We start from the raw sequence: 19,780 nt of genomic DNA, 5'->3' as shown, positions 1-19,780 counted from the left end.
GCAGAAATGAATATTTCCCCCGAATCCGACCTCCAGGCGACCAGTCTCTCGACCATCGCCGAGGTCGGCGAAAGCACCATCAGCAGCACCGTCGACTTCGAGCGCGACGGTGTGCAGCACGGCTTCCTCAAGTTGCCGTACTCCCACGACCAGTCGGCCTGGGGCTGCATCATGATCCCCATCACCGTGGTGAAGAACGGCGCCGGCCCGACCGCGCTGCTCACCGGCGGCAACCACGGCGACGAGTACGAGGGCATCACCGCCCTGCTCAAGCTGGCCGGTGAGCTGCGGGCCGAGGAGGTCCAGGGCCGGGTGATCATCGTCCCGGCGATGAACTACCCGGCGGTGCAGAATGGCAGCCGCACCTCGCCGATCGACAAGGGCAACATGAACCGCTCCTTCCCGGGCAATCCCCATGGCGGGATGACCGAGCGCATCGCCGACTACTTCCAGCGCTACCTGATCCCGCTGTGTGACTACGCTTTGGATATCCACTCCGGCGGCAAGACCCTGGACATCCTGCCCTTCGCCGCGGCCCATCGGCTGCCCGACCCGGAGCAGGAAGCCAAGTGCATCGAGGGCGCCCGGCTGTTCGGCACCGCCGCCAGCATGATCCTCTTCGAGCTGGATGCGGCCTCGCTGTACGACACCGCCGTGGAAGCCCAGGGCAAGGTGTTCGTCACCACCGAGCTGCGCGGCGGCGGCACCAGCACGCCGCAGACCATGGCCCTGGCCGATCGCGGCGTGCGCAACTTCCTCAAGTTCGCCGGGATCATCGAAGGCGAACTGGAACTGGCGGACGAGCCGGCGCTGCAGCTGGATATGCCCGACGCCAGCTGCTACGTGCAGAGCGTGCACCGCGGCATTCTCGAGCTCGCCCTCAGCCTGGGTGATCGGGTGCGGCGCGGCGACCTGGTGGCGCGGGTGCATGCCTTCGAGCGCACTGGCACGCCGGCGGTGGAGTACCGCGCCGAGCGTGACGGCATGCTGGTGGCACGGCGCTTCCCGGCGTTGGTGGACATAGGCGACACCCTGGCGGTGATCGCCGACGTAATCGACGGCTGAAGGCAAGCAGGCTCAGTCGAACATTCTGGAACATAACAACAAGCGGAGACTTCACCATGAGCAAATTCAGTACCCTGAAGAAGGCGGCCCTGGCCGCGGCAATGGGCCTGGCCCTGGCGGGCCAGGCGGTGGCGGACGAATGGAAGTTCGCCCTGGAAGAGATCAGCGGCAGCGTGCAGGACGCCTATGCGCAGAAGTTCAAGCAGCTGGTGGAAGAGAAGAGCGGCGGCGACATCACCGTCACCGTCTACCCGTACGGCGCCCTGGGCGAGTCGGAAGACCTTACCGAGCTGGTGGCCAACGGCGTGCTGCAGTTCACCCACGGCTCCACCGGCATCCTCGGCTCCACCGCGCCGTCGATGCAGGTGTTCTCCATGCCCTACCTGCTGTCGCAGAACAACAAGGTCAACCAGGAGCTGCTGACCGAGAGCCCGACCATCTATGGACCGATGGCCGACAAGCTGAAGACCCGCAACCTGCGTCTGCTGAGCATGTACCCGGAAGGCGAGATGGTCTGGACCACCAACAAGGTGGTGCGCAAGCCGGCCGACTTCAACAACGTGAAGATGCGCGTGATGGCCTCGCCGATGCTGGTGGAAACCTACAAGTCGTTCGGCGCGGTGCCCACTCCGCTGCCGTATTCCGAGGTGTACGGTGCCCTGCAGCTGAAGATGATCGACGGCCAGGAGAACCCGATCTTCGCCATCGAGGAGATGAAGTTCTACGAGGTCACCGACGTGCTGACCTGGTCCGGCCATCAGCAGTTCACCGTCGCGGTGCTGTCCAGCGAGTCCTGGTACCAGGGCCTGCCGGCCGAGCAGCGCAAGATCATCGACGAGACCGTGGACGAGCTGGCGCCCTATATCTTCGACACCCAGGCCAAGTACAACCAGGAGCGTCTGGAGAAGATCCAGAAGGCCAAGCCGGGGATCCAGGTGGTGCACCTGACCGAGGAAGAGCAGGCCGCCTTCCGCAAGGCCAGCGAGCCGCTGCGTGACAAGCTGGTGGAGCTGGCCGGTCCGGAAGCCGGCACCGCTCTCGAGTCGCTGGAAGCCGAGATCGCCAAGCTGGAACAGAAGTACTAAGCGGCGAGCGTCATGCGTGAGCCGGCGGGGTTGCCCCGCCGGCTTTGTCACATCTGGTGCGCGGGCCAGTCCCGCGCCGGAGCGGTTCTATGCGTCTGGACAGTTACGACCTGAAGATTCTGCGCATCCTCCAGCACAACGGGCGCATCACCAAATCCAGCCTGGCCGAGGCCATCAACCTGTCGGTCAGCCCCTGCTGGGAACGGGTCAAGCGCCTGGAGGAGGCCGGCATCATCCGCGGCTACGGCGCCCAGCTGAACACCGAGGTGCTGCTCAAGCGCGCCGCGGTGCTGATCGAGATCACCCTCAAGCAGCACAACCGCGAGGCCTTCGCGCGTTTCGAGAAGGCCATGCAGGAATGCCCCCAGGTCACCGAGTGCTACGCCACGGGCGGCGGCGTCGACTACATCGTCAAGGTCATGGCCCAGGACATCGACCAGTACCAGCGCCTGGTCGATCGCTGGCTGATGGCCGACCTGGGCATCGAGCGCTACTTCACCTACATCGTCACCAAGACCATCAAGCACGTCGAGCCGCCGCTGGAGCTGGACGGCGGCGACGCCGACTAGCCACGGCAAGGCGGGCCGGCCAGCGGCCCGCTGCGCTTAGCGGCTGGCGCCGATGCCCTGCAGGGCCGTGCGGTGGCGCGCCATGAGCAGCACCAGGGTCACGGCGTAGAGGCCGATCACCACCAGGCCCACCCACTGGATCTCGAACGGGGTGAACTTGAACAGCAGCACCAGGGTCGTCAGCAGGCCGACGTTCAGGGCGATGAAGCGGCCATGGCCGAGCTTCGCCACGGTGATGCCGAGGTTGTCGGTGTACAGGCGCACCAGCGAGTCGACCGAGTTGATCACGAAGATAACCCCGACGCCGAGCATGGCCAGCTTCCAGAACTGACTGACCTCCAGCCCCAGGTCGAAGTAGCCGTAGAGCACGGAGAACCAGATCGCCAGGGGAATCGACGGGATCACCAGCAGGGCCAGCAGCAGCTGCCAGGTGCGCAGGCCGCCGACGAAGCGCGAGACGAACTGGCCGATCATCACGCTCCAGGCGAACCACCAGAACAGGTAGAAGGCGTGGTAGTCGCCCAGGGGCAGGATGAAGCCGGGCAACTGGGCGAAGTAGCCGCTGCCGATCTTCGCCGCCGCCTCGCCGAAGTAGCCCAGGCCGAGATCCGCCGCCCACCACATGCCGAGGATCAGGGCGAAGAACAGCCAGGTCGAGCCGACGCTGAGGATCTTCAGGTAGCGGATGTCGGTGCTGGAATAGACCGCCGCCAGGATGATGCCCACCACCACCAGGTAGGCCAGGCCGTCGCCCAGCTCGGGCGCGTACCAGGCGATGTTGACCAGGAACAGGTAAGCGGTGAAGGCGCAGGTGGAGATGATCACCAGGTTGTTGATCAGCTTCACCGGCCGCAGTTCGAACAGCTTGACCCGCGGCTCGACCACGCAGAAGTAGAAGGTGGTGATGAAATAGAAGGCCCAGATCAGAAAGCCCCAGAAGCCGAACTCCACCGCCAGGGGGTTGGAGAACTGGTACTGGGCCTCTTCGGCGTAGGTGGGGAACTCGGTCAGCGGGAAGATGATCAGGCCCATGTCCAGGCCGGAGGTGAAGAGGATGGCGAGGAAGGTGAACAGGCCCACCGGTTCCGGTCCGGTGCAACGCAGGTTGCCCCAGCGGACCAGGACCAGCAGGGTGGCCGCCAGCAAGGCGATGATCGCCGCCGATAAAATCAGATTCATAGAGCCCTCATGTGCCGCGAGCCGGAGCGGGCTGTGCGCAGCCCATCGCCGGGCTCGACGGTGATTTTCTTGTTGGAGTGACGTCTCGCCGTCGGCCGCGCCTGGCTTGGCCGATGGCGCAACCATCCTGACCAGGCAAAGCGACCGCTGCATGCCCGAGGGCGTCGCCGAAAGTCCCGATCCCGGCCCGCCGCCGGCGTGGGCACGGCGTTCCAGCCAATCTGCGCCCCGATCCAGCCAATTTCGTCACTGCCGAAAAAAACCGCGCAAAGGGCCGCGCAAAGAAAAAAAACCAGGTGCCGAGGGCCGGCCAAGAGAAAAAATCCTTCGCCCATCCCCCCTAAAGTGGAAGCCGTAAACACGTACCACGCCCTGCCACGCGACACCGATGCGCCAGGGCCTGTAGAGGGGACGCCGTCCATGCACACACTCAAAGATCCGCGCCTGGTTCGCCAGCTGGCCTATATCAACGGCAAGTGGGTCGCCGGCAACGAAGGCCGCGACGAAGCGGTCATCGATCCCGCCAGCGAAGAAACCATCGGCCGCTGCACCCTGCTCGACCAGGACCAGGTCGGCGCCGCCATCGATGCCGCCGACGCCGCCTTCCCGGCCTGGCGCGCCCGCTCGGTGGACGAGCGTGGTGCCATCCTCGGCAAGTGGCACGACCTGCTGCTGGAGAACAAGGAAGACCTCGCCCGCCTGATGACCCTGGAGCAGGGCAAGCCGCTGGACGAGGCCCGTGGCGAGATCGATTACGCCGCCTCCTTTATCCGCTGGTTCGCCGAGGAGGCGCGCCGCGCCTACGGCGAGACCATCCCCAGCCATATCCGCAATGCCCAGCTGGGCAGCGTGCGCGAGCCGATCGGCGTCGCCGCCCTGATCACGCCGTGGAACTTCCCCTGCGCGATGATCACCCGCAAGGCCGCCGCGGCCCTGGCCGTGGGCTGCACCGTGCTGGTCAAGCCGGCCGGCGAGACGCCGTTCTCCGCCCTGGCCCTGGCCGAGCTGGCCGAGCGCGCCGGCTTCCCCGCCGGGGTGTTCAACGTCATCACCGGTGAGCCGGAGATGGTCTCCCAGGTGCTCTGCGCCAGCGACAAGGTCAAGGCGCTGTCCTTCACCGGCTCGACCCGGGTCGGTCGCCTGCTCCTGCAGCAGGCCGCGGCCACGGTGAAGAAGTGCTCGATGGAGCTGGGCGGCAATGCGCCCTTCATCGTGCTGCCGGACATGGACGTGGAGCAGGCCGCCCAGGCGGCGATCGACGCCAAGTTCCAGACCACCGGCCAGGACTGCCTGGCGGCCAACCGCATCTTCGTCCATCGCTCGCTGTATGAGCCCTTCCTCGCCGCCTTCGCCCGGCGCATGGGCGAGCTGACGGTGGGCAACGGCCTGGTCCGCGGGGTCAGCCAGGGCCCGCTGATCAACGCCAAGGCGGTGGCCAAGGCCCAGGAGCTGGTGGACGACGCCGTCGCCAAGGGTGCGCGGCTGCTGGTCGGCGAGCAGGATCAGGCGCCGGGGCGCAACTTCTTCATGCCGACCCTGCTGGCCGACGTGAGCGAGGACATGCGCGTCTACCGCGAGGAGAACTTCGCCCCGGTGGCCGGCGTGCTGGCCTGGGACGACCTGGAGCAGCTCATCGCCCAGGCCAACGACACCGAGTACGGCCTGGCCGCCTATGTCTATGGTTACGACATGCGCCAGGTGTGGCGCCTGCTGCGCGGCCTGGAGTTCGGCATGGTCAGCGTCAACTCGGTGAAGATGACCGGCCCGCCCGTGCCCTTCGGCGGCGTCAAGCAGTCCGGCCTCGGCCGCGAGGGTTCGCGCCACGGCCTCGATGAGTACAGCCAGATCAAGTACTACTGCCTGGGCAACCTGCCCAGCGCCAGCGGAAGTTAACCGCGCTCAGCCGCCTGAACGCCACCTGAAACCGAATCGAACGAGGGCACTGCCATGACCATCGACACCCAGAAGATCATCGAGATCGACCGCCAGAACGTCTTTCACGCCTCCACCCACCTGAAGCAACACGCCCACGGCGAGAGCCCGGCGCGCATCGTCACCGGCGCCAAGGGCATCCGCATCCAGGACTCCCTGGGCAACGAGTTCATCGACGGCTTCGCCGGCCTGTACTGCGTGAACATCGGCTACGGCCGCACCGAGATGGCCGAGGCGATCTACGAGCAGGCCAAGCAGCTGGCCTACTACCACACCTATGTCGGCCACACCACCGAGGGCATGGCCACCCTGTCCGAGCGCATCGTCAGGCTCGCCGGCCAGGGCATGAGCAAGGTCTACTACGGCATGTCCGGATCGGACGCCAACGAGACCCAGCTCAAGCTGGTCTGGTACTACAACAACATCCTCGGCCGTAAGGAGAAGAAGAAGGTCATCTCCCGCGACCGCGGCTACCACGGCTCGAGCATCGCCTCCGGCTCCATGACCGGCCTGCCGGTGTTCCACGCCCACTTCGACCTGCCGCTGGAGCGCATCAAGCACACCGTGGCGCCGGTCTACTACCGCCGCCCCGACGACGGCATGAGCGAACTGGAGTTCTCCCGCTACTGCGCGCAGAAGCTCGAGGAGATGATCCTGGCCGAGGGCCCGGACACCGTCGCCGCCATGATCGGCGAGCCGGTGCTCGGCACCGGCGGCATCGTGCCGCCGCCGCAGGGCTACTGGAGCGAAATCCGCAAGGTGCTGGACAAGTACGACATCCTGCTGATCGCCGACGAGGTGGTCTGCGGCTTCGGTCGCCTGGGCGTGGACTTCGGCTCGCAGTACTACGAGATGAAGCCGGATCTGATCACCGTGGCCAAGGGCCTGACCTCGGCCTACCAGCCGCTGTCCGGGGTCATCGTCGGCGAGCGCGTGTGGCAGGTGCTGGAGCAGGGCACCGACACCTACGGCGCCATCGGCCACGGCTACACCTACTCCGGGCACCCCATGGGCATCGCCTCGGCGATCGCCAACCTGGACATCATCGAGCGCGAGAACCTCACCGGCAACGCCCGTGACACCGGCGCCTACCTGCAGCAGCGCATGCAGGAAACCTTCGCCGACCACCCGTTGGTGGGCGAGGCGCGCGGCATCGGCCTGCTGGCGGCCCTGGAGTTCTCCGCCGACCGCAGCAAGCGTCAGCACTTCGACCCGAACCTCAAGGTCGGCCCGCAGATTTCCGCCGCCTGCCTGGAAGAGGGCCTGATCGCTCGCGCCATGCCCCACGGCGACATCCTCGGCTTCGCCCCGCCGCTGGTGGTCACCCGCGGCGAGGTCGACGACATCGTCGCCCGTGCCGAGCGGGCGGTGAACAAGGTCACCGACAAGCTGATCAGCAGCGGCGCCTGGCAGGCCAAGTAAGCGCCAGGTCAATGCGGGGTCGTCGTGCAGGCGACCCCGCCTGCGTTCACAGGTTGGACTTAGCCATGAGCAAACAACTGACACTGCAAGACATCTACCTGGCGCGCCGGCGCATCGCCGGGCTGGCCCTGCGCACGCCGCTGGTGCGTTCCGAATCGCTGTCGCGGCGCTGGAACTGCGAGGCCTGGCTGAAGCTGGACTGCCTGCAGCCGACCGGTGCCTTCAAGCTGCGCGGCGCGGTCAACGCGCTGCTGGGCCTGGACGCCGAACAGCGCCAGCGCGGCGTGGTGACCATGTCCACCGGCAATTTCGGTCGCGCCCTGGCCTACGCCGGCCAGCACCTGGGCATTCCGGTCAAGGTTTGCATCTCGCGCCTGGTGCCGGACAACAAGGTCGAGGCTCTGCGCCAGAGCGGCGCCGATCTGGTGATCCACGGCCAGATCCAGGACGAGGCCGACGTCGAGGCGCGCCGCCTGCGCGACGAGCAGGGCCTGGCCTATGTCTCGCCGTTCGACGATCCGCTGGTGATCGCCGGCCAGGGCACCTGCGGGCTGGAGATCATGGAAGAGCAGCCGGAGATCGACCTGGTGTTCGCCGGCCTGTCCGGCGGCGGCCTGATCGCCGGCATAGGCCTGGCGGTGAAGACCATCAACCCGCGGGCCGAGGTGATCGGCGTGAGCATGAACGAGGGCGCGGCGATGCTCGAGAGCCTGGCCGCCGGCCATCCGGTGCAGGTGCCCGAAGTGGCGTCGCTGGCCGACAGCCTGGGCGGCGGCGTGGGCCTGGACAACGCCTGGAGCTTCGCCATGACCCAGCGCTACATGGACCGTGGCTACCGGGTCGACGAGGAGCAGATCGCCCGCGCCATGGTGCACTTCCTGCGAGAAGAGAAACTGCTGGTCGAGGGCGCCGCCGCCGTCGGCGTGGCCGCCGTCGAGCAGCACCAGCTGGACCTGAGCGGGCGCCGCGTGGCGTTCGTGGTCAGCGGCCAGAACCTGTCCACCGCCACCTTTGCCGAGGCCTGCCGCCTGGCCGGAGAGCGCCCCTATGAACATCTATAAGCGTGAGCAGATCGCCGCCAAGGTGAAGCTCGACCCGGCGGCCCTGGCCGCCGTGGAAGCCGGCTTCGCCGCCCTCGGCCGTGGCGAGGTGGAGATGCCGCCGATCCTCAGCATGAACATCGCCGAGAGCAACGGCGAGGTGGACGTGAAGACCGCCCACATCCAGGGCTGGCCGCGCTTCGCGGTGAAGATCAGCCCCGGCTTCTTCGACAATCCCAAGCTCGGCCTGCCCAGCCTCAACGGCCTGATGCTGCTGTTCTCGGCCAAGACCGGGCTGGTCGATGCGGTGCTGTTCGACGAGGGCTACCTGACCGACATCCGCACCGCCCTGGCCGGCGCCATCGCCGCCAAGCACCTGGCCCGCGAGAATGCCCAGCGGGTCGCGGTGATCGGCGCCGGCCTGCAGGCCGAGCTGCAGGTGGCGGCCCTGCGCCTGGTGCGCGACATCCGCCAGGTGCATGTGCACGCCCGCGGGCGCAGCAAGGCCGAGGCCTATGCCACGCGCATGCGCGAGCAGTACGGCCTGGCGGTGACGGTGCACGACAGCGCCGCCGACGCCTGTGCCCAGGCCGACATCGTGGTCACCACCACCCCGGCCCGCGAGCCGGTGCTGCGCTGGAGCGACCTGCCCAGGGGCGTGCATGTCACCGCCATGGGCTCGGACAACCCGCACAAGCAGGAACTGGAGCCGAGCATCCTGGCCAACGCCGACGTGCTGGTGGTCGATCGCCTCAGTCAGTCCCGCGCCCTCGGCGAGCTGCACCACGCCCCGGACCTGCAGCGCGAGGTGTTCGAACTGGGCCGCCTGATCGCCGAGGAGCGCCAGGCGCGCAGCTCTGCCGAGCAGGTCACCGTATGCGACCTGACCGGCACCGGGGTGCAGGACACCGCCATCGCCAACTACGCCGCGCGCCTGCTCGAGGAGGCCTGAGATGGTCCAGTCCTTCGCCGAGTTCCAGGCCCTGCAGCAGACCTTCGAGCACGTACGGGCCAGCGATGACGGCCATGTGCGCATCGGTCTGGTGCAGCTGGCCAGCGACTTCACCCTGGAGAACGAGTGGCGCCAGCTGCTCGGTGAGCGGGTCGAGCTGTACAGCACCCGCACCCCCTGCAGCCCGACCGTCACCCCGGACGGGTTGCGCGGCCTGGCCCAGGGCCTGAGCCAGTCCAGCGCGCTGCTGGTGCCGGGCATGCCCCTGGACGTGCTGGCCTTCGGCTGCACCTCGGGCAGCATGCTGATCGGCGAGCAGGAGGTGACCCGGCTGATCAACCAGGCCCACCCCGGCGTGCCGGTGACCAACCCCTGGAGCGCGGTCAAGGCGGCCCTGCGCGGCCTCGACGCGCGGCGCATCGCGGTGCTCACGCCGTACATCGGCGAGGTCAACTACCCGATCTACCAGGGCCTGCAGCGGGCCGGCCACGAGGTGGCGGCCTTCGGCACCTTCGGCGTGCTGGAGGATGCCGAGATTCCGCGGATTCCCGAGGCGGCCATCAAGCAGGCGGCACGCGAGCTGCTGATCGGCCAGCGGGTCGACGCGCTGTTCCTCTCCTGCACCAACCTGCGCACCCTGGGCATGCTCGGCGAGCTGGAGCGCAGCCTGGGCCTGCCGGTGATCTCCAGCAACCAGGCGATGTTCTGGCATGCCCTGCAGCTGGCTGGCTGCGTGCATCGGCCCCAGGGTTTCGGTACCTTGCTGACCGACAGCTACGCGTTGGCGTGACGGGCGCGCGGGTGCGCCGGCGCGACGGGCTGGATCGGGGAGTCTGAGGTGCAGGACAGGCAGAAGGGCTTGCTGTTGACCGCCTTCGGGGTGCTGGTGCTGTCCCCGGACGCCCTGGTGCTGCGCTGGCTGGCGGCCGATGCCATGCAGATCCTGGCCTGGCGTGGCCTGCTGATGGCCGTCGGCCTGGGTCTGCTGCTGGCCTGGCGCTACCGCGGCGAGCTGCCGGCCGCCGCCCGCCGCTGTGGCTGGACCGGCCTCGGCTGCGCCCTGTGCTACTGCGTCAGCACCATCGGCTTCGTCCAGGCGATCAGCCTGGCCGGGGCGGCCAACACCCTGCTGATCCTCAGCATCGCCCCGCTGATCGCCGCGGCCCTGGCCTGGATTTTTCTCGGCGAACGCCTGGCCCTGCGCACCCTGCTGGCGATCCTGATCTGCGTCGGCGGGGTGCTGCTGATCGTCGCCGACCGCTCGCCGGGCAACAGCCTGGCGGGCAACGCCTGGGCCCTGGCGGCCGCCACCCTGTTGGCGGGCAACTTCACCCTGGCGCGCAGTCGCCCGGCGGTGGACATGAGCCCGTCGCTGGTGCCCGGTGCCCTGCTGGTGTCGCTGCTGGGGTTCCTGTTCGGCGGCCATCCGGCCCTGAGCGTGCCGCAGTGGGCCGGTCTGGCCTTCATGGCCGGGCTGCTGCTGCCGCTGGCGTTCACCCTGATCCAGCTCGGCCCGCGCTGGATCAGCGGCACCGAGGTGGGGCTGTTGCTGCTGCTGGAGGTGGTGCTCGGGCCGCTGTGGGTCTGGTGGCTGCTGGGCGAGGCGCCGAGCCGCCAGGTGCTGCTGGGCGGCGGCCTGATCTTCCTCACCCTGTGCGGTCACAGCCTGCTGGGCTGGCGGCGCGCGGCGCCGCAGCCCGGCTGAGCGGCTCAGTCCAGGCGCAGGACCTTGGCCAGGAGGATCTTCGGACCCTTCATCTTCTTGATGATGATGCGCAGGCCCTCGACCACCAGCACCTCTTCTTCCTCCGGTACCCGCTTGAGCGTCTCGTACACCAGTCCGGCGAGGGTTTCCGCCTCGATATGGTCGAGGTTGACGCCGAGCAGGCGCTCGACCTTGAACAGCGGCGTGTCGCCGCGCACCAGCAGCTTGCCCGGCTGGTAGGCGAGGATGCCGCGCTCGGCCTTGCGGTGTTCGTCCTGGATGTCGCCGACCAGGGCCTCCAGCACGTCCTCCATGGTCAGGTAGCCGATCACCTTGCCGTCGGCCTCCTCGACCAGGGCGAAGTGCGCGCCGCCCTGGCGGAACTGCTCGAGCAGGCTGGACAGCGGCATATGCCGGGTGACCCGTTCGATCGGGTGCATCAGCTCGGAAATCTTCAGTGCCGAGGGCAGCATTTCCAGCAGCGACAGGTGCAGCAGCAGGTCCTTGATGTGCAGCACGCCGACGAAGTCCTCGGCCTCGGTGTCGTACACCGGGTAGCGGCTGTACTTGTGCCGGCGGAACACGCTGAACACCTCTTCCAGAGGTGCGTTCAGCTCCAGGTAGACCAGGTCCTCGCGGGAGTTGGCCCAGTCCACCACCTCCAGTTCGCCCAGCTCCACCGCCGAGGCCAGCACGCGCATGCCCTGGTCACCCGGGTCGCGGGCGCGGCTGGAGTGCAGGATCAGCTTGAGTTCGTCGCGGCTGTAGTGGTGCTCGTGGTGCGGCCCAGGCTCGCCCTGACCGGCGACGCGCAGGATGGCGTTGGCGCTGGCGTTGAGCAGGAAGATCGCCGGGTACATCAGCCAGTAGAACAGGTACAGCGGTGCAGCTGTCCACAGCGACAGCAATTCGGGCTTGCGGATCGCCCAGGACTTGGGCGCCAGCTCGCCGACCACGATGTGCAGGTAGGAGATGATGGCGAAGGCGCTGAAGAAGGCGATGGCGCTGACCAGCTTCGGCGACTCGATGCCGATGGCGCCGAGCAGCGGTTCGAGCAGGTGGGCGAAGGCCGGCTCGCCGACCCAGCCCAGGCCCAGGGAGGCCAGGGTGATGCCCAGCTGGCAGGCCGACAGGTAGGCGTCCATCTGCTCGTGCACGGTGCGCAGGATATGCCCGCGCCAGCCGTGCTGCTCGGCCAGGGATTCGACCTTGGTCGCGCGCAGGCGGACGATGGCGAACTCGGCGGCGACGAAGAAGCCGTTGAGCAGAACCAGGAAGAGTGCGAATAGAACCAGGCCGAAATCGGCGAAATAGGCAGCGGCGGAGTAGCTAGAGGAGGGGTCCATAAAGGGTTCGGTTGACCAAAGACGGCTAAGGGTGGGGTTTGTCGGCCGGCTTTGCAAGCGCCGCTGTTACTTGGTCCGACGCACCACCTGGGCGGTGGGGAAATGGCAGGTGAAGGTGCTGCCCTTGCCCAGGCTGCTGCTGATGTCCAGGCGCCCGCGATGGCGCAGCAACACGTGCTTGACGATGGCCAGGCCGAGGCCGGTGCCGCCGGTGTTGCTGGCGCGGCTGGCGTCGACCCGGTAGAAGCGTTCGGTCAGGCGCGGCAGGTGCTTGGCCTCGATGCCCGGTCCGTTGTCCCGCACCGCCAGGTGCGCGCCCTGTTCGTCGCCCCACCAGCGAATGTTGATCTCGCCGCCGCCGGGGCTGTACTTCACCGCGTTGAACACCAGGTTGGAGAAGGCGCTGCGCAGTTCCGCCTCGCTGCCCTTGAGCTTGAGGTCCTGGTCGGCCTCCAGGCTGATGCGGTGGCGGCGTTCGCCGGACAGGGCCTGGGCGTCGTTGTTGATCGTCAGCAGCAGCAGGTCGACCGCCACCGGCTGGTTGTCCGTGGGGTAGTCGGTGGCTTCCAGCTTGGCCAGCAACAGCAGGTCGTTGAGCAGGGCCTGCATGCGTGCGCCCTGCTGCTGCATCTGTTGCAGGGCGCGCAGCCAGCGCGGACTGAGGGCCTCGACGTTGTCCAGCAGGGTTTCCAGGTAACCGCTGATCACCGTCAGCGGGGTGCGCAGTTCGTGGGAAACGTTGGCGACGAAATCCTTGCGCATCTGCTCCAGCTGATGCAGCCGGGTGACGTCGCGCACCAGCATCAGGTGCTCGTTGTTGCCGTACTGGGTGATCTGGATCTGCAGGTGCACGCGGCTGTTGACCGGCGAGGGCAGGTCCAGCGGCTCGAGGTAGTGCTCGCGCTCGAAGTACTCCTTGAAGCGTGGGTCGCGCACCAGGTTGCTGATCGGCTGACCGCTGTCCTGGGGGGTCTGCAGGCCGAGCAGGGTCTCCGCGGCTCGGTTCCACCACTCCAGGTTGCCGTCGCGGTCGAGCATGATCACCGCGTCGCGCAGTGCCGCGGTGGACTCCTGCACCCGGTCGATGACCGCCTGCAGCCGGCCGCGCGCCTTCTCGTTGCGCCGTTGCAGGTTGTAGATGCTGTCGAACACCTCGCCCCACAGGCCGTAGCCATCCGGCGGCGGCTCGTCGGGCTGATGCTCGCGCAGCCATTTGTGCAGGCGCAGCAGCTGGCTGAGGTTCCAGGCCAGGTAGCCGGCCAGGCCGATGACCAGCGCCCAGGCGGTCTGGCCGGTGATCAGGCCCAGCAGCAGGCAGGCGCCGACCAGCAGCAGCAGGCGGCGCGTCAGGGCGCCATGCCAGTTTTGGTTCACGTGAAAATCATCCGCCAATCGATCCTTTCAGCCAGTCCCTGTTACGGGCCGGGTATCCTAACCCATAGGGCTGGCTGCTAGCTCTTGGTGGAGAAACGATAGCCGGTGCCGCGCACGGTTTGCACCAGGTTCTCGTAGCCCTCGCCGAGGGCCTTGCGCAGGCGGCGGATATGCACGTCGACGGTGCGCTCCTCGACATAGACGTTGCCGCCCCAGACCTGATCGAGCAGTTGGCCACGGGTGTAGGCGCGCTCCTGGTGGGTCATGAAGAACTGCAGCAGGCGGTATTCGGTGGGGCCCATCTCGGCCGGCTTGCCGTCGATGGTCACCCGGTGGCTGATCGGGTCGAGCAGCAGCCCGCCCACTTCGATCGGCCCTTCGCTGTCGCTGGGACCGGCGCGGCGCAGCACCGCCTTGAGGCGGGCGACCAGTTCGCGCGGCGAGAACGGCTTGGTGATGTAGTCGTCGGCGCCGACTTCCAGGCCCTGGATCTTGTTGTCCTCTTCGCCCTTGGCGGTGAGCATGATGATCGGGATGTCGCCGGTCAGCTCGTCGCGCTTGAGCCGCCGGGCCAGCTCGATGCCGCTGGTGCCGGGGAGCATCCAGTCGAGGAGGATCAGGTCGGGCTTGCGGTCGACGATGATGGCGTGAGCCTGCTGGGTGTTTTCCGCTTCCAGGCACTCGTATCCGGCCATCTCCAGGGCCACCGCGATCATCTCGCGGATCGGTGCTTCGTCATCGACGATCAGGATGTTCTTGCCAACCATGGGTCCCGCCTCGGTTCGTTGAACTGTCTTGCGCCGCATTAGATAACGGAATTGTTGCAGCTATGTGACAGCTCCCCCTGGCCAGTCTACACCCCGGCGCTGCGCTGTCAGCGCAGGGCGTAGTCGGCGACCAGGCCGAGGAAGATCGCCAGCCCGGCCCAGTGGTTGTGCAGAAAGGCGTTGAAGCAGGCCATGGGCTTGCGGTTGCGGGTCTTGTGGTACTCCCAGGCGAAGCAGCCGGCGGCGACCAGCAGGCCGAGGTGGAAGTACAGGCCCAGCTCGAAGCGCGCCGCCGCCAGCAGCAGGCAGAGCAGCGCCAGGCCCTGCAGGCTGGCGATGATCGGGCGATCGGCATCGCCGAACAGAATGGCGGTGGATTTGACCCCGATCTTCAGGTCGTCCTCGCGATCGGCCATGGCGTAGTAGGTGTCGTAGGCCACCGTCCACAGCAGGTTGGCGATGTACAGCAGCCAGGCTTCCGGCGGCACGCCGCCGGTCTCGGCGGTAAAGGCCATCGGCATGCCCCAGGAAAACGCCGCGCCGAGCACCACCTGGGGGTAGAAGGTGTAGCGCTTCATGAAGGGGTAGCAGGCGGCCAGGGCCAGGCCGCCGAAGGACAGCCAGATGGTCGCGGCGTTGGTCAGCAGCACCAGCACGAAGGCGGCCGCCACCAGCATGGCGAACAGCAGCAGGGCCTCGCGCGGCTGAACCCGGCCGCTGGCCAGCGGCCGCGCCTGGGTGCGCGCGACATGGCCGTCGAAGTCGCGGTCGGCGTAGTCGTTGATCACGCAGCCGGCGGCGCGCATCAGGATCACCCCGGTGACGAAGATGAACAGGTTCTTCGCGCTTGGCACACCCTCGGCCGCCACCCACAGCGCCCAGAGAGTCGGCCACAGCAGCAGGTAGATGCCGATCGGCTTGTCCAGGCGCATCAGCTGGATGAAGTCCCAGGCGCGGGGGTGCAGGCGATCGAAGGATTTCAGCAGGCGGGTATACATCGGGCGCGTCTCCGTGCGGGTTGCGCGGATTATACGGGCGATAACCATGGCGGGTGGATGACGCCGTTTCCAATAGCCGGCATTGCGCCTTGCCGGATGGAGCGCGCGTCGCCCTAGGTGTCGATCCCGGCGGCGTCCCACAGCGCCGGCAGGAACACCTCGGCCACCAGCACGCCGAGGGCGCCACGGCTGAAGCACGAGCGCCGCGCCCACAGGCGCTCGGCGCGCGCCTCGGCGGGCAGCCAGGCGGCGGGGTAGTGACAGGCCTGCAAGGCGCCGCGGTCGAAGGCGCGGTCGCTGAACAGCAGTTCGCCGAGCGAGCGGCTGCCGAGCTGGTCGAGGGCCAGGCCCGAGCCCTCCAGGGCGCTGCGTGCGGCCACGCTGCGGGCGAACACCCAGGGCTGGCCATGGCCGCGCAGGTAGACCTCGCGCACCCAGCCGAGGCTGCCGGCGGCCACGCCGAGGGCGACGCACTCGTCGTTGCGCAGGCGCTGCCAGCCCTCGACCAAGGGGGTAACGCTGAAGCCGCCGGCGGCCAGGGCAGTCAGGCGGCGGGTCAGTGAGTCCTGGTTGAACAGCCAGTCGCGCACCCCGGCGGCGGGCGTCGGATGCAACTGGCTGGCGCTCAGCCAGCGGGGCGGGTGGGCTAGGGAGGCGTGGGGCACGGACAGGTTCACCGCGAATCGGAAGCGCGCGAGTCTACCACGGCGTTCGCCGCCGTTTGCCGCGGGGCCACTCGCGGCGGCGCCTAGGACCAGCCCTCCAGGCGCATGGTGGCGCGCACCAGGCGCTGTTCTTCCTGCTCGATGTCGCGCAGGTTGTCGCGGATGCCGTGGATATGCTCGCGGGCCGCGCGCTGCGCCTGTTCCGGCAGGCGCTCGATCACCGCGTGGTACAGGCGCGCATGCTGGCGGTCGATCTGACGCTTCTGCAGCGGCCGGTGATAGAGGTTGTTCACCGAGGCGAACACCGTGCTGAGCATCAGGTCGGTCAGCGACTGCAGGGTGTGCAGCAGCACCGGGTTGTGCGAGGCCTCGCAGATGGCCAGGTGGAAGGCGTGGTCGAGGCGTGCGTGCTCCCGCGGCTCGACGCCTTCGGGGCGGTCGTGGGCGGCGAGCATCTCCTCGTAGCGCCGGGTCAGCAGGACGAAGTCGGCATCGGTGCCGCGCAGGGCCGCCAGGCGCGCCGACTCGGCTTCCAGCAGCGCGCGCACTTCCAGCAGGTCGTAAAGGGTGCGTGGCTGCGAACTGAACAGGCTCATCAACGGGCTGGCGTCGCGCGGTCCGCTCAGCGCAGCGACCCGCGAATCGCGGCCCTGGGCGGTCTCGATGATGCCGCGCCCGCGCAGAACCTTGAGCCCTTCGCGCAGGGCCGAGCGGGAAATGCCCAGCTTTTCGCACAGGCGCCGCTCCGACGGCAGCGGCTGGCCGACCTTGAGCACGCCGTCGACGATCAGGCGCTCGATGCGTTCGGCCACCACGTCGCTGACCTGGCGGCGGGGGGCGGCAGTTGATTCGCTCATCACGGTGCCTCGCTAAGCTGGTAGGACCAGTTCAGTAAAGATATCCACAGGATTGCAACTATAAACCTGAAGTCCTTATTTCATAAGGAGAAATCCAAGAGATATCAGGTTATTCGTCGCTAAAAACTGGTCGTACCAGTGTCAATTGCGATGGACGTGGAGATTCGTCCGGTCTACATATTGGCGTCACATCAGCAGTCCGGGAACGCGATTCCCGGGTTGACCAGAACCATGACGCTGCCTGATTGAGCCTGCTAATGAATATTCTGTACGACGAGCGCGTCGACGGCGCGCTGCCCAAGGTCGACAAGTCCGCACTGCTGAGCGAGCTGCAAGCGCGCCTGCCGGACCTCGAAATCCTGCACACCCAGGAAGACCTCAAGCCCTACGAGTGCGATGGTCTGTCCGCCTATCGCACCACGCCGCTGATGGTGGTGCTGCCCGAGCGGGTCGAGCAGGTGGAAAGCCTGCTCAAGCTCTGCCACCAGCTTCAGGTGCCGGTGGTGGCCCGTGGCGCCGGCACCGGTCTGTCCGGCGGCGCGCTGCCGCTGGAGCAGGGCATCCTGCTGGTGATGGCGCGCTTCAAGCAGATCCTCGAGGTCAACCCCGAGGGTCGTTTCGCCCGGGTCCAGCCCGGCGTGCGCAACCTGGCCATCTCCCAGGCGGCCGCCCCCTACGAGCTGTACTACGCACCGGACCCGTCCTCGCAGATCGCCTGCTCGATCGGCGGCAACGTCGCCGAGAACGCCGGTGGCGTGCACTGCCTGAAGTACGGCCTGACCGTGCACAACCTGCTCAAGGTGGAGATCCTCACCGTCGAGGGCGAACGCATGACCCTGGGCAGCGATGCCCTGGACGCCCCGGGCTTCGACCTGCTGGCGCTGTTCACCGGCTCCGAGGGCATGCTCGGCATCGTCACCGAGGTCACGGTCAAGCTGCTGCCCAAGCCGCAGGTGGCGCGGGTGCTGCTGGCCAGCTTCGATTCGGTGGAGAAGGCCGGGCGCGCCGTGGGCGACATCATCGCCGCCGGCATCATCCCCGGCGGCCTGGAGATGATGGACAACCTGGCGATCCGTGCTGCCGAAGACTTTATCCGCGCCGGCTACCCGGTGGAGGCCGAAGCCATCCTGCTGTGCGAGCTGGACGGCGTCGAGGCCGACGTGCAGGACGACTGCGCGCGGGTCGAGGCGGTGCTCAAGCAGGCCGGCGCCACCGAGGTGCGCCTGGCCCGCGACGAGGCCGAGCGGGTCAAGTTCTGGGCCGGACGCAAGAATGCCTTCCCGGCGGTCGGGCGCATCTCGCCGGACTACTACTGCATGGACGGCACCATCCCGCGCCGCGAGCTGCCCGGCGTGCTCAGGGGCATCACCGAGCTGTCCGAGGAGTTCGGCCTGCGCGTGGCCAACGTGTTCCACGCCGGCGACGGCAACATGCACCCGCTGATCCTCTTCGATGCCAACCAGCCCGGTGAGCTGGAGCGCGCCGAGGCCCTCGGCGGCAAGATCCTCGAGCTCTGCGTCAAGGTCGGCGGCAGCATCACCGGCGAACACGGCGTGGGCCGCGAGAAGATCAACCAGATGTGCGCCCAGTTCAACAGCGACGAGCTGACCCTGTTCCACGCGGTGAAGGCGGCCTTCGATCCGAGCGGCCTGCTCAACCCCGGCAAGAACATCCCGACCCTGCACCGCTGCGCCGAGTTCGGCTCCATGCATGTGCACCACGGGCAGCTGCCTTTCCCCGAACTGGAGCGTTTCTAATGGTCACGCGTCACGACGCAGACGCCAGTGCGGCGCTGCTGGAACAAGTCAATAACGCCCTTAACAGCTCGACTGCGCTGCGCATTCAGGGCGGCAACAGCAAGGCCTCTCTCGGTCGCAGGGTCGACGGCGAGGTGCTCGACACCCGTGCCCACCGCGGCATCGTCAGCTACGACCCGACCGAGCTGGTGATCACCGCCCGCGCCGGCACGCCGCTGGTCGAGCTGGAAGCGGCGCTGGACGAGGCCGGGCAGATGCTCACCTGCGAGGCCCCGCACTTCACCGAGGACGCCACGGTCGGCGGCATGATCGCCGCCGGCCTGTCCGGCCCGCGTCGGCCCTGGTCCGGCGCGGTTCGTGACCTGGTCCTCGGTACCCGGGTGATCACCGGCATGGGCAAGCACCTGCGCTTCGGTGGCGAGGTGATGAAAAACGTCGCCGGCTACGACCTGTCGCGCCTGATGGCCGGCAGCTTCGGCTGCCTGGGGGTGATCACCGAGGTGTCGCTCAAGGTACTGCCCAAGCCGCGCCAGACCCTCAGCCTGCGTTTGCAGATGGACGCCGCCCAGGCCCTGCAGAAGCTCGCCGAATGGGGCCAGCAGCCGATCCCGCTGAGCGCCGCCAGCCATGACGGCCAGGCCCTGCACCTGCGCCTGGAAGGCGGCGAGGGTTCGGTGGCCGCGGCCCGCGAGCGCCTCGGCGGTGAGGCGCTCGAGGGCGACTACTGGACCGACCTGCGCGACCAGCGCCTGGCCTTCTTCGCCGATGCGCGGCCGTTGTGGCGCCTGGCCGTGCCGACCAACACCGGCGTGCTGGCACTGCCCGGCGATCAGCTGATCGACTGGGGCGGCGCCCAACGCTGGCTGAAGTCCGATGCCGATGCCGCCTCGATCCGGCAGATCGTCGGCGAAGTCGGTGGCCACGCCACCTGCTTCAGCGCCGGTCACTGCGACACCCCGTTCCAGCCGCTGGCGGCGCCCCTGCAGCGCTACCACCGCCAGCTGAAAGCCCAGCTCGACCCCCAGGGCATCTTCAACCCTGGCCGCATGTATTCCGAGGTGTAAGCC

At 67.8% G+C, this 19,780-nt stretch carries 18 protein-coding genes; 11 read left to right on the top strand and 7 right to left on the bottom strand.

Annotated elements, in window-relative coordinates:
* Positions 1 to 6: 6 nt before the first annotated feature.
* The 3 genes from doeB to KDW96_RS11275 all read left to right on the top strand — a co-directional run bounded on the left by doeB (position 7) and on the right by KDW96_RS11275 (position 2,719).
* Entirely contained in the window at positions 7 to 1,065 is a 1,059-nt protein-coding gene (doeB, locus tag KDW96_RS11285; protein ID WP_255836351.1) for a N(2)-acetyl-L-2,4-diaminobutanoate deacetylase DoeB, read from the top strand.
* 56 nt (positions 1,066 to 1,121) lie between these two features.
* Entirely contained in the window at positions 1,122 to 2,150 is a 1,029-nt protein-coding gene (locus KDW96_RS11280; protein ID WP_255836350.1) for a TRAP transporter substrate-binding protein, read from the top strand.
* Between the two features lie 89 nt (positions 2,151 to 2,239).
* A complete protein-coding gene (locus tag KDW96_RS11275; RefSeq protein WP_255836349.1) occupies positions 2,240 to 2,719 on the top strand; it encodes an Lrp/AsnC family transcriptional regulator in 480 nt (159 codons plus the stop codon).
* A gap of 36 nt (positions 2,720 to 2,755) precedes the next feature.
* On the opposite strand, the gene KDW96_RS11270 is transcribed toward KDW96_RS11275, so the two are convergent.
* Complete coding sequence (locus KDW96_RS11270) at positions 2,756 to 3,898, bottom strand: BCCT family transporter (protein WP_255836348.1); 1,143 nt, start codon at positions 3,896 to 3,898, stop codon at positions 2,756 to 2,758.
* A gap of 420 nt (positions 3,899 to 4,318) precedes the next feature.
* Between KDW96_RS11270 and KDW96_RS11265 the strand changes: the two genes are divergently transcribed.
* The 6 genes from KDW96_RS11265 (at position 4,319) to KDW96_RS11240 (ending at position 10,949) form a co-directional block, all read left to right on the top strand.
* Complete coding sequence (locus tag KDW96_RS11265; RefSeq protein ID WP_255836347.1) at positions 4,319 to 5,791, top strand: NAD-dependent succinate-semialdehyde dehydrogenase; 1,473 nt, start codon at positions 4,319 to 4,321, stop codon at positions 5,789 to 5,791.
* 54 nt (positions 5,792 to 5,845) lie between these two features.
* Positions 5,846 to 7,252, top strand: coding sequence for an aspartate aminotransferase family protein (locus tag KDW96_RS11260; protein WP_255836346.1), 1,407 nt, complete (start codon positions 5,846 to 5,848; stop codon positions 7,250 to 7,252).
* A 65-nt stretch (positions 7,253 to 7,317) separates the two neighbouring features.
* Complete coding sequence (eutB, locus tag KDW96_RS11255; RefSeq protein WP_255836345.1) at positions 7,318 to 8,313, top strand: hydroxyectoine utilization dehydratase EutB; 996 nt, start codon at positions 7,318 to 7,320, stop codon at positions 8,311 to 8,313.
* The gene (locus KDW96_RS11250) at positions 8,300 to 9,244 is read left to right on the top strand and encodes a cyclodeaminase (RefSeq protein ID WP_255836344.1); all 945 of its coding nucleotides are present in this window, start codon (positions 8,300 to 8,302) and stop codon (positions 9,242 to 9,244) included. The genes eutB and KDW96_RS11250 overlap by 14 nt, the downstream gene beginning before the upstream one ends.
* A gap of 1 nt (position 9,245) precedes the next feature.
* Positions 9,246 to 10,034: a maleate cis-trans isomerase family protein gene (locus tag KDW96_RS11245; protein ID WP_255836343.1), complete on the top strand. Its 789-nt coding sequence runs from the start codon at positions 9,246 to 9,248 to the stop codon at positions 10,032 to 10,034.
* A gap of 48 nt (positions 10,035 to 10,082) precedes the next feature.
* Positions 10,083 to 10,949: a DMT family transporter gene (locus KDW96_RS11240; protein WP_255836342.1), complete on the top strand. Its 867-nt coding sequence runs from the start codon at positions 10,083 to 10,085 to the stop codon at positions 10,947 to 10,949.
* A 5-nt stretch (positions 10,950 to 10,954) separates the two neighbouring features.
* Here KDW96_RS11240 and KDW96_RS11235 read toward each other — a convergent pair whose 3' ends face one another.
* From KDW96_RS11235 to glcC, 6 genes are all read right to left on the bottom strand, one after another.
* On the bottom strand, positions 10,955 to 12,295 hold the full coding sequence (locus KDW96_RS11235) for a hemolysin family protein (protein WP_255836341.1): 1,341 nt from the start codon (positions 12,293 to 12,295) through the stop codon (positions 10,955 to 10,957).
* A gap of 66 nt (positions 12,296 to 12,361) precedes the next feature.
* Positions 12,362 to 13,669: a phosphate regulon sensor histidine kinase PhoR gene (gene phoR, locus KDW96_RS11230; protein ID WP_255836340.1), complete on the bottom strand. Its 1,308-nt coding sequence runs from the start codon at positions 13,667 to 13,669 to the stop codon at positions 12,362 to 12,364.
* 77 nt (positions 13,670 to 13,746) lie between these two features.
* Positions 13,747 to 14,436 carry a phosphate regulon transcriptional regulator PhoB gene (gene phoB, locus KDW96_RS11225; protein ID WP_255836339.1) on the bottom strand — a complete coding sequence of 230 codons (690 nt, stop codon included), beginning with the start codon at positions 14,434 to 14,436 and terminating at the stop codon, positions 13,747 to 13,749.
* A gap of 107 nt (positions 14,437 to 14,543) precedes the next feature.
* The gene (gene ubiA / locus KDW96_RS11220; protein ID WP_255836338.1) at positions 14,544 to 15,434 is read right to left on the bottom strand and encodes a 4-hydroxybenzoate octaprenyltransferase; all 891 of its coding nucleotides are present in this window, start codon (positions 15,432 to 15,434) and stop codon (positions 14,544 to 14,546) included.
* 113 nt (positions 15,435 to 15,547) lie between these two features.
* Positions 15,548 to 16,099 carry a chorismate--pyruvate lyase family protein gene (locus tag KDW96_RS11215; RefSeq protein WP_255836337.1) on the bottom strand — a complete coding sequence of 184 codons (552 nt, stop codon included), beginning with the start codon at positions 16,097 to 16,099 and terminating at the stop codon, positions 15,548 to 15,550.
* An 83-nt stretch (positions 16,100 to 16,182) separates the two neighbouring features.
* On the bottom strand, positions 16,183 to 16,956 hold the full coding sequence (gene glcC, locus KDW96_RS11210; protein ID WP_255836336.1) for a transcriptional regulator GlcC: 774 nt from the start codon (positions 16,954 to 16,956) through the stop codon (positions 16,183 to 16,185).
* A 257-nt stretch (positions 16,957 to 17,213) separates the two neighbouring features.
* On the opposite strand from glcC, the gene glcD reads away from it, so the two are divergent.
* Both glcD and glcE read left to right on the top strand, forming a co-directional pair.
* Positions 17,214 to 18,713, top strand: a complete 1,500-nt coding sequence (glcD, locus tag KDW96_RS11205; protein ID WP_255836335.1) for a glycolate oxidase subunit GlcD — start codon at positions 17,214 to 17,216, stop codon at positions 18,711 to 18,713.
* The gene (gene glcE / locus KDW96_RS11200) at positions 18,713 to 19,777 is read left to right on the top strand and encodes a glycolate oxidase subunit GlcE (protein ID WP_255836334.1); all 1,065 of its coding nucleotides are present in this window, start codon (positions 18,713 to 18,715) and stop codon (positions 19,775 to 19,777) included. The genes glcD and glcE overlap by 1 nt, the downstream gene beginning before the upstream one ends.
* The last annotated feature ends 3 nt before the right edge of the window (positions 19,778 to 19,780 follow it).

Source organism: Pseudomonas benzenivorans (genome assembly GCF_024397895.1).
Taxonomy (GTDB): domain Bacteria; phylum Pseudomonadota; class Gammaproteobacteria; order Pseudomonadales; family Pseudomonadaceae; genus Aquipseudomonas; species Aquipseudomonas benzenivorans_A.
This window is presented reverse-complemented; position numbering and strand designations above follow the sequence as displayed.

What these genes read in the sequence shown, in the direction of transcription:
- ubiA (WP_255836338.1), bottom strand. Translation starts at nt 15,434, where the DNA reads ATGTATACCCGCCTGCTGAAATCCTTCGATCGCCTGCACCCCCGCGCC.
- KDW96_RS11250 (WP_255836344.1), top strand. Translation starts at nt 8,300, where the DNA reads ATGAACATCTATAAGCGTGAGCAGATCGCCGCCAAGGTGAAGCTCGAC.
- KDW96_RS11235 (WP_255836341.1), bottom strand. Translation starts at nt 12,295, where the DNA reads ATGGACCCCTCCTCTAGCTACTCCGCCGCTGCCTATTTCGCCGATTTC.
- KDW96_RS11275 (WP_255836349.1), top strand. Translation starts at nt 2,240, where the DNA reads ATGCGTCTGGACAGTTACGACCTGAAGATTCTGCGCATCCTCCAGCAC.
- KDW96_RS11245 (WP_255836343.1), top strand. Translation starts at nt 9,246, where the DNA reads ATGGTCCAGTCCTTCGCCGAGTTCCAGGCCCTGCAGCAGACCTTCGAG.
- glcE (WP_255836334.1), top strand. Translation starts at nt 18,713, where the DNA reads ATGGTCACGCGTCACGACGCAGACGCCAGTGCGGCGCTGCTGGAACAA.
- glcD (WP_255836335.1), top strand. Translation starts at nt 17,214, where the DNA reads ATGAATATTCTGTACGACGAGCGCGTCGACGGCGCGCTGCCCAAGGTC.
- phoB (WP_255836339.1), bottom strand. Translation starts at nt 14,436, where the DNA reads ATGGTTGGCAAGAACATCCTGATCGTCGATGACGAAGCACCGATCCGC.
- doeB (WP_255836351.1), top strand. Translation starts at nt 7, where the DNA reads ATGAATATTTCCCCCGAATCCGACCTCCAGGCGACCAGTCTCTCGACC.
- KDW96_RS11270 (WP_255836348.1), bottom strand. Translation starts at nt 3,898, where the DNA reads ATGAATCTGATTTTATCGGCGGCGATCATCGCCTTGCTGGCGGCCACC.
- glcC (WP_255836336.1), bottom strand. Translation starts at nt 16,956, where the DNA reads ATGAGCGAATCAACTGCCGCCCCCCGCCGCCAGGTCAGCGACGTGGTG.
- eutB (WP_255836345.1), top strand. Translation starts at nt 7,318, where the DNA reads ATGAGCAAACAACTGACACTGCAAGACATCTACCTGGCGCGCCGGCGC.
- KDW96_RS11265 (WP_255836347.1), top strand. Translation starts at nt 4,319, where the DNA reads ATGCACACACTCAAAGATCCGCGCCTGGTTCGCCAGCTGGCCTATATC.
- KDW96_RS11260 (WP_255836346.1), top strand. Translation starts at nt 5,846, where the DNA reads ATGACCATCGACACCCAGAAGATCATCGAGATCGACCGCCAGAACGTC.
- KDW96_RS11280 (WP_255836350.1), top strand. Translation starts at nt 1,122, where the DNA reads ATGAGCAAATTCAGTACCCTGAAGAAGGCGGCCCTGGCCGCGGCAATG.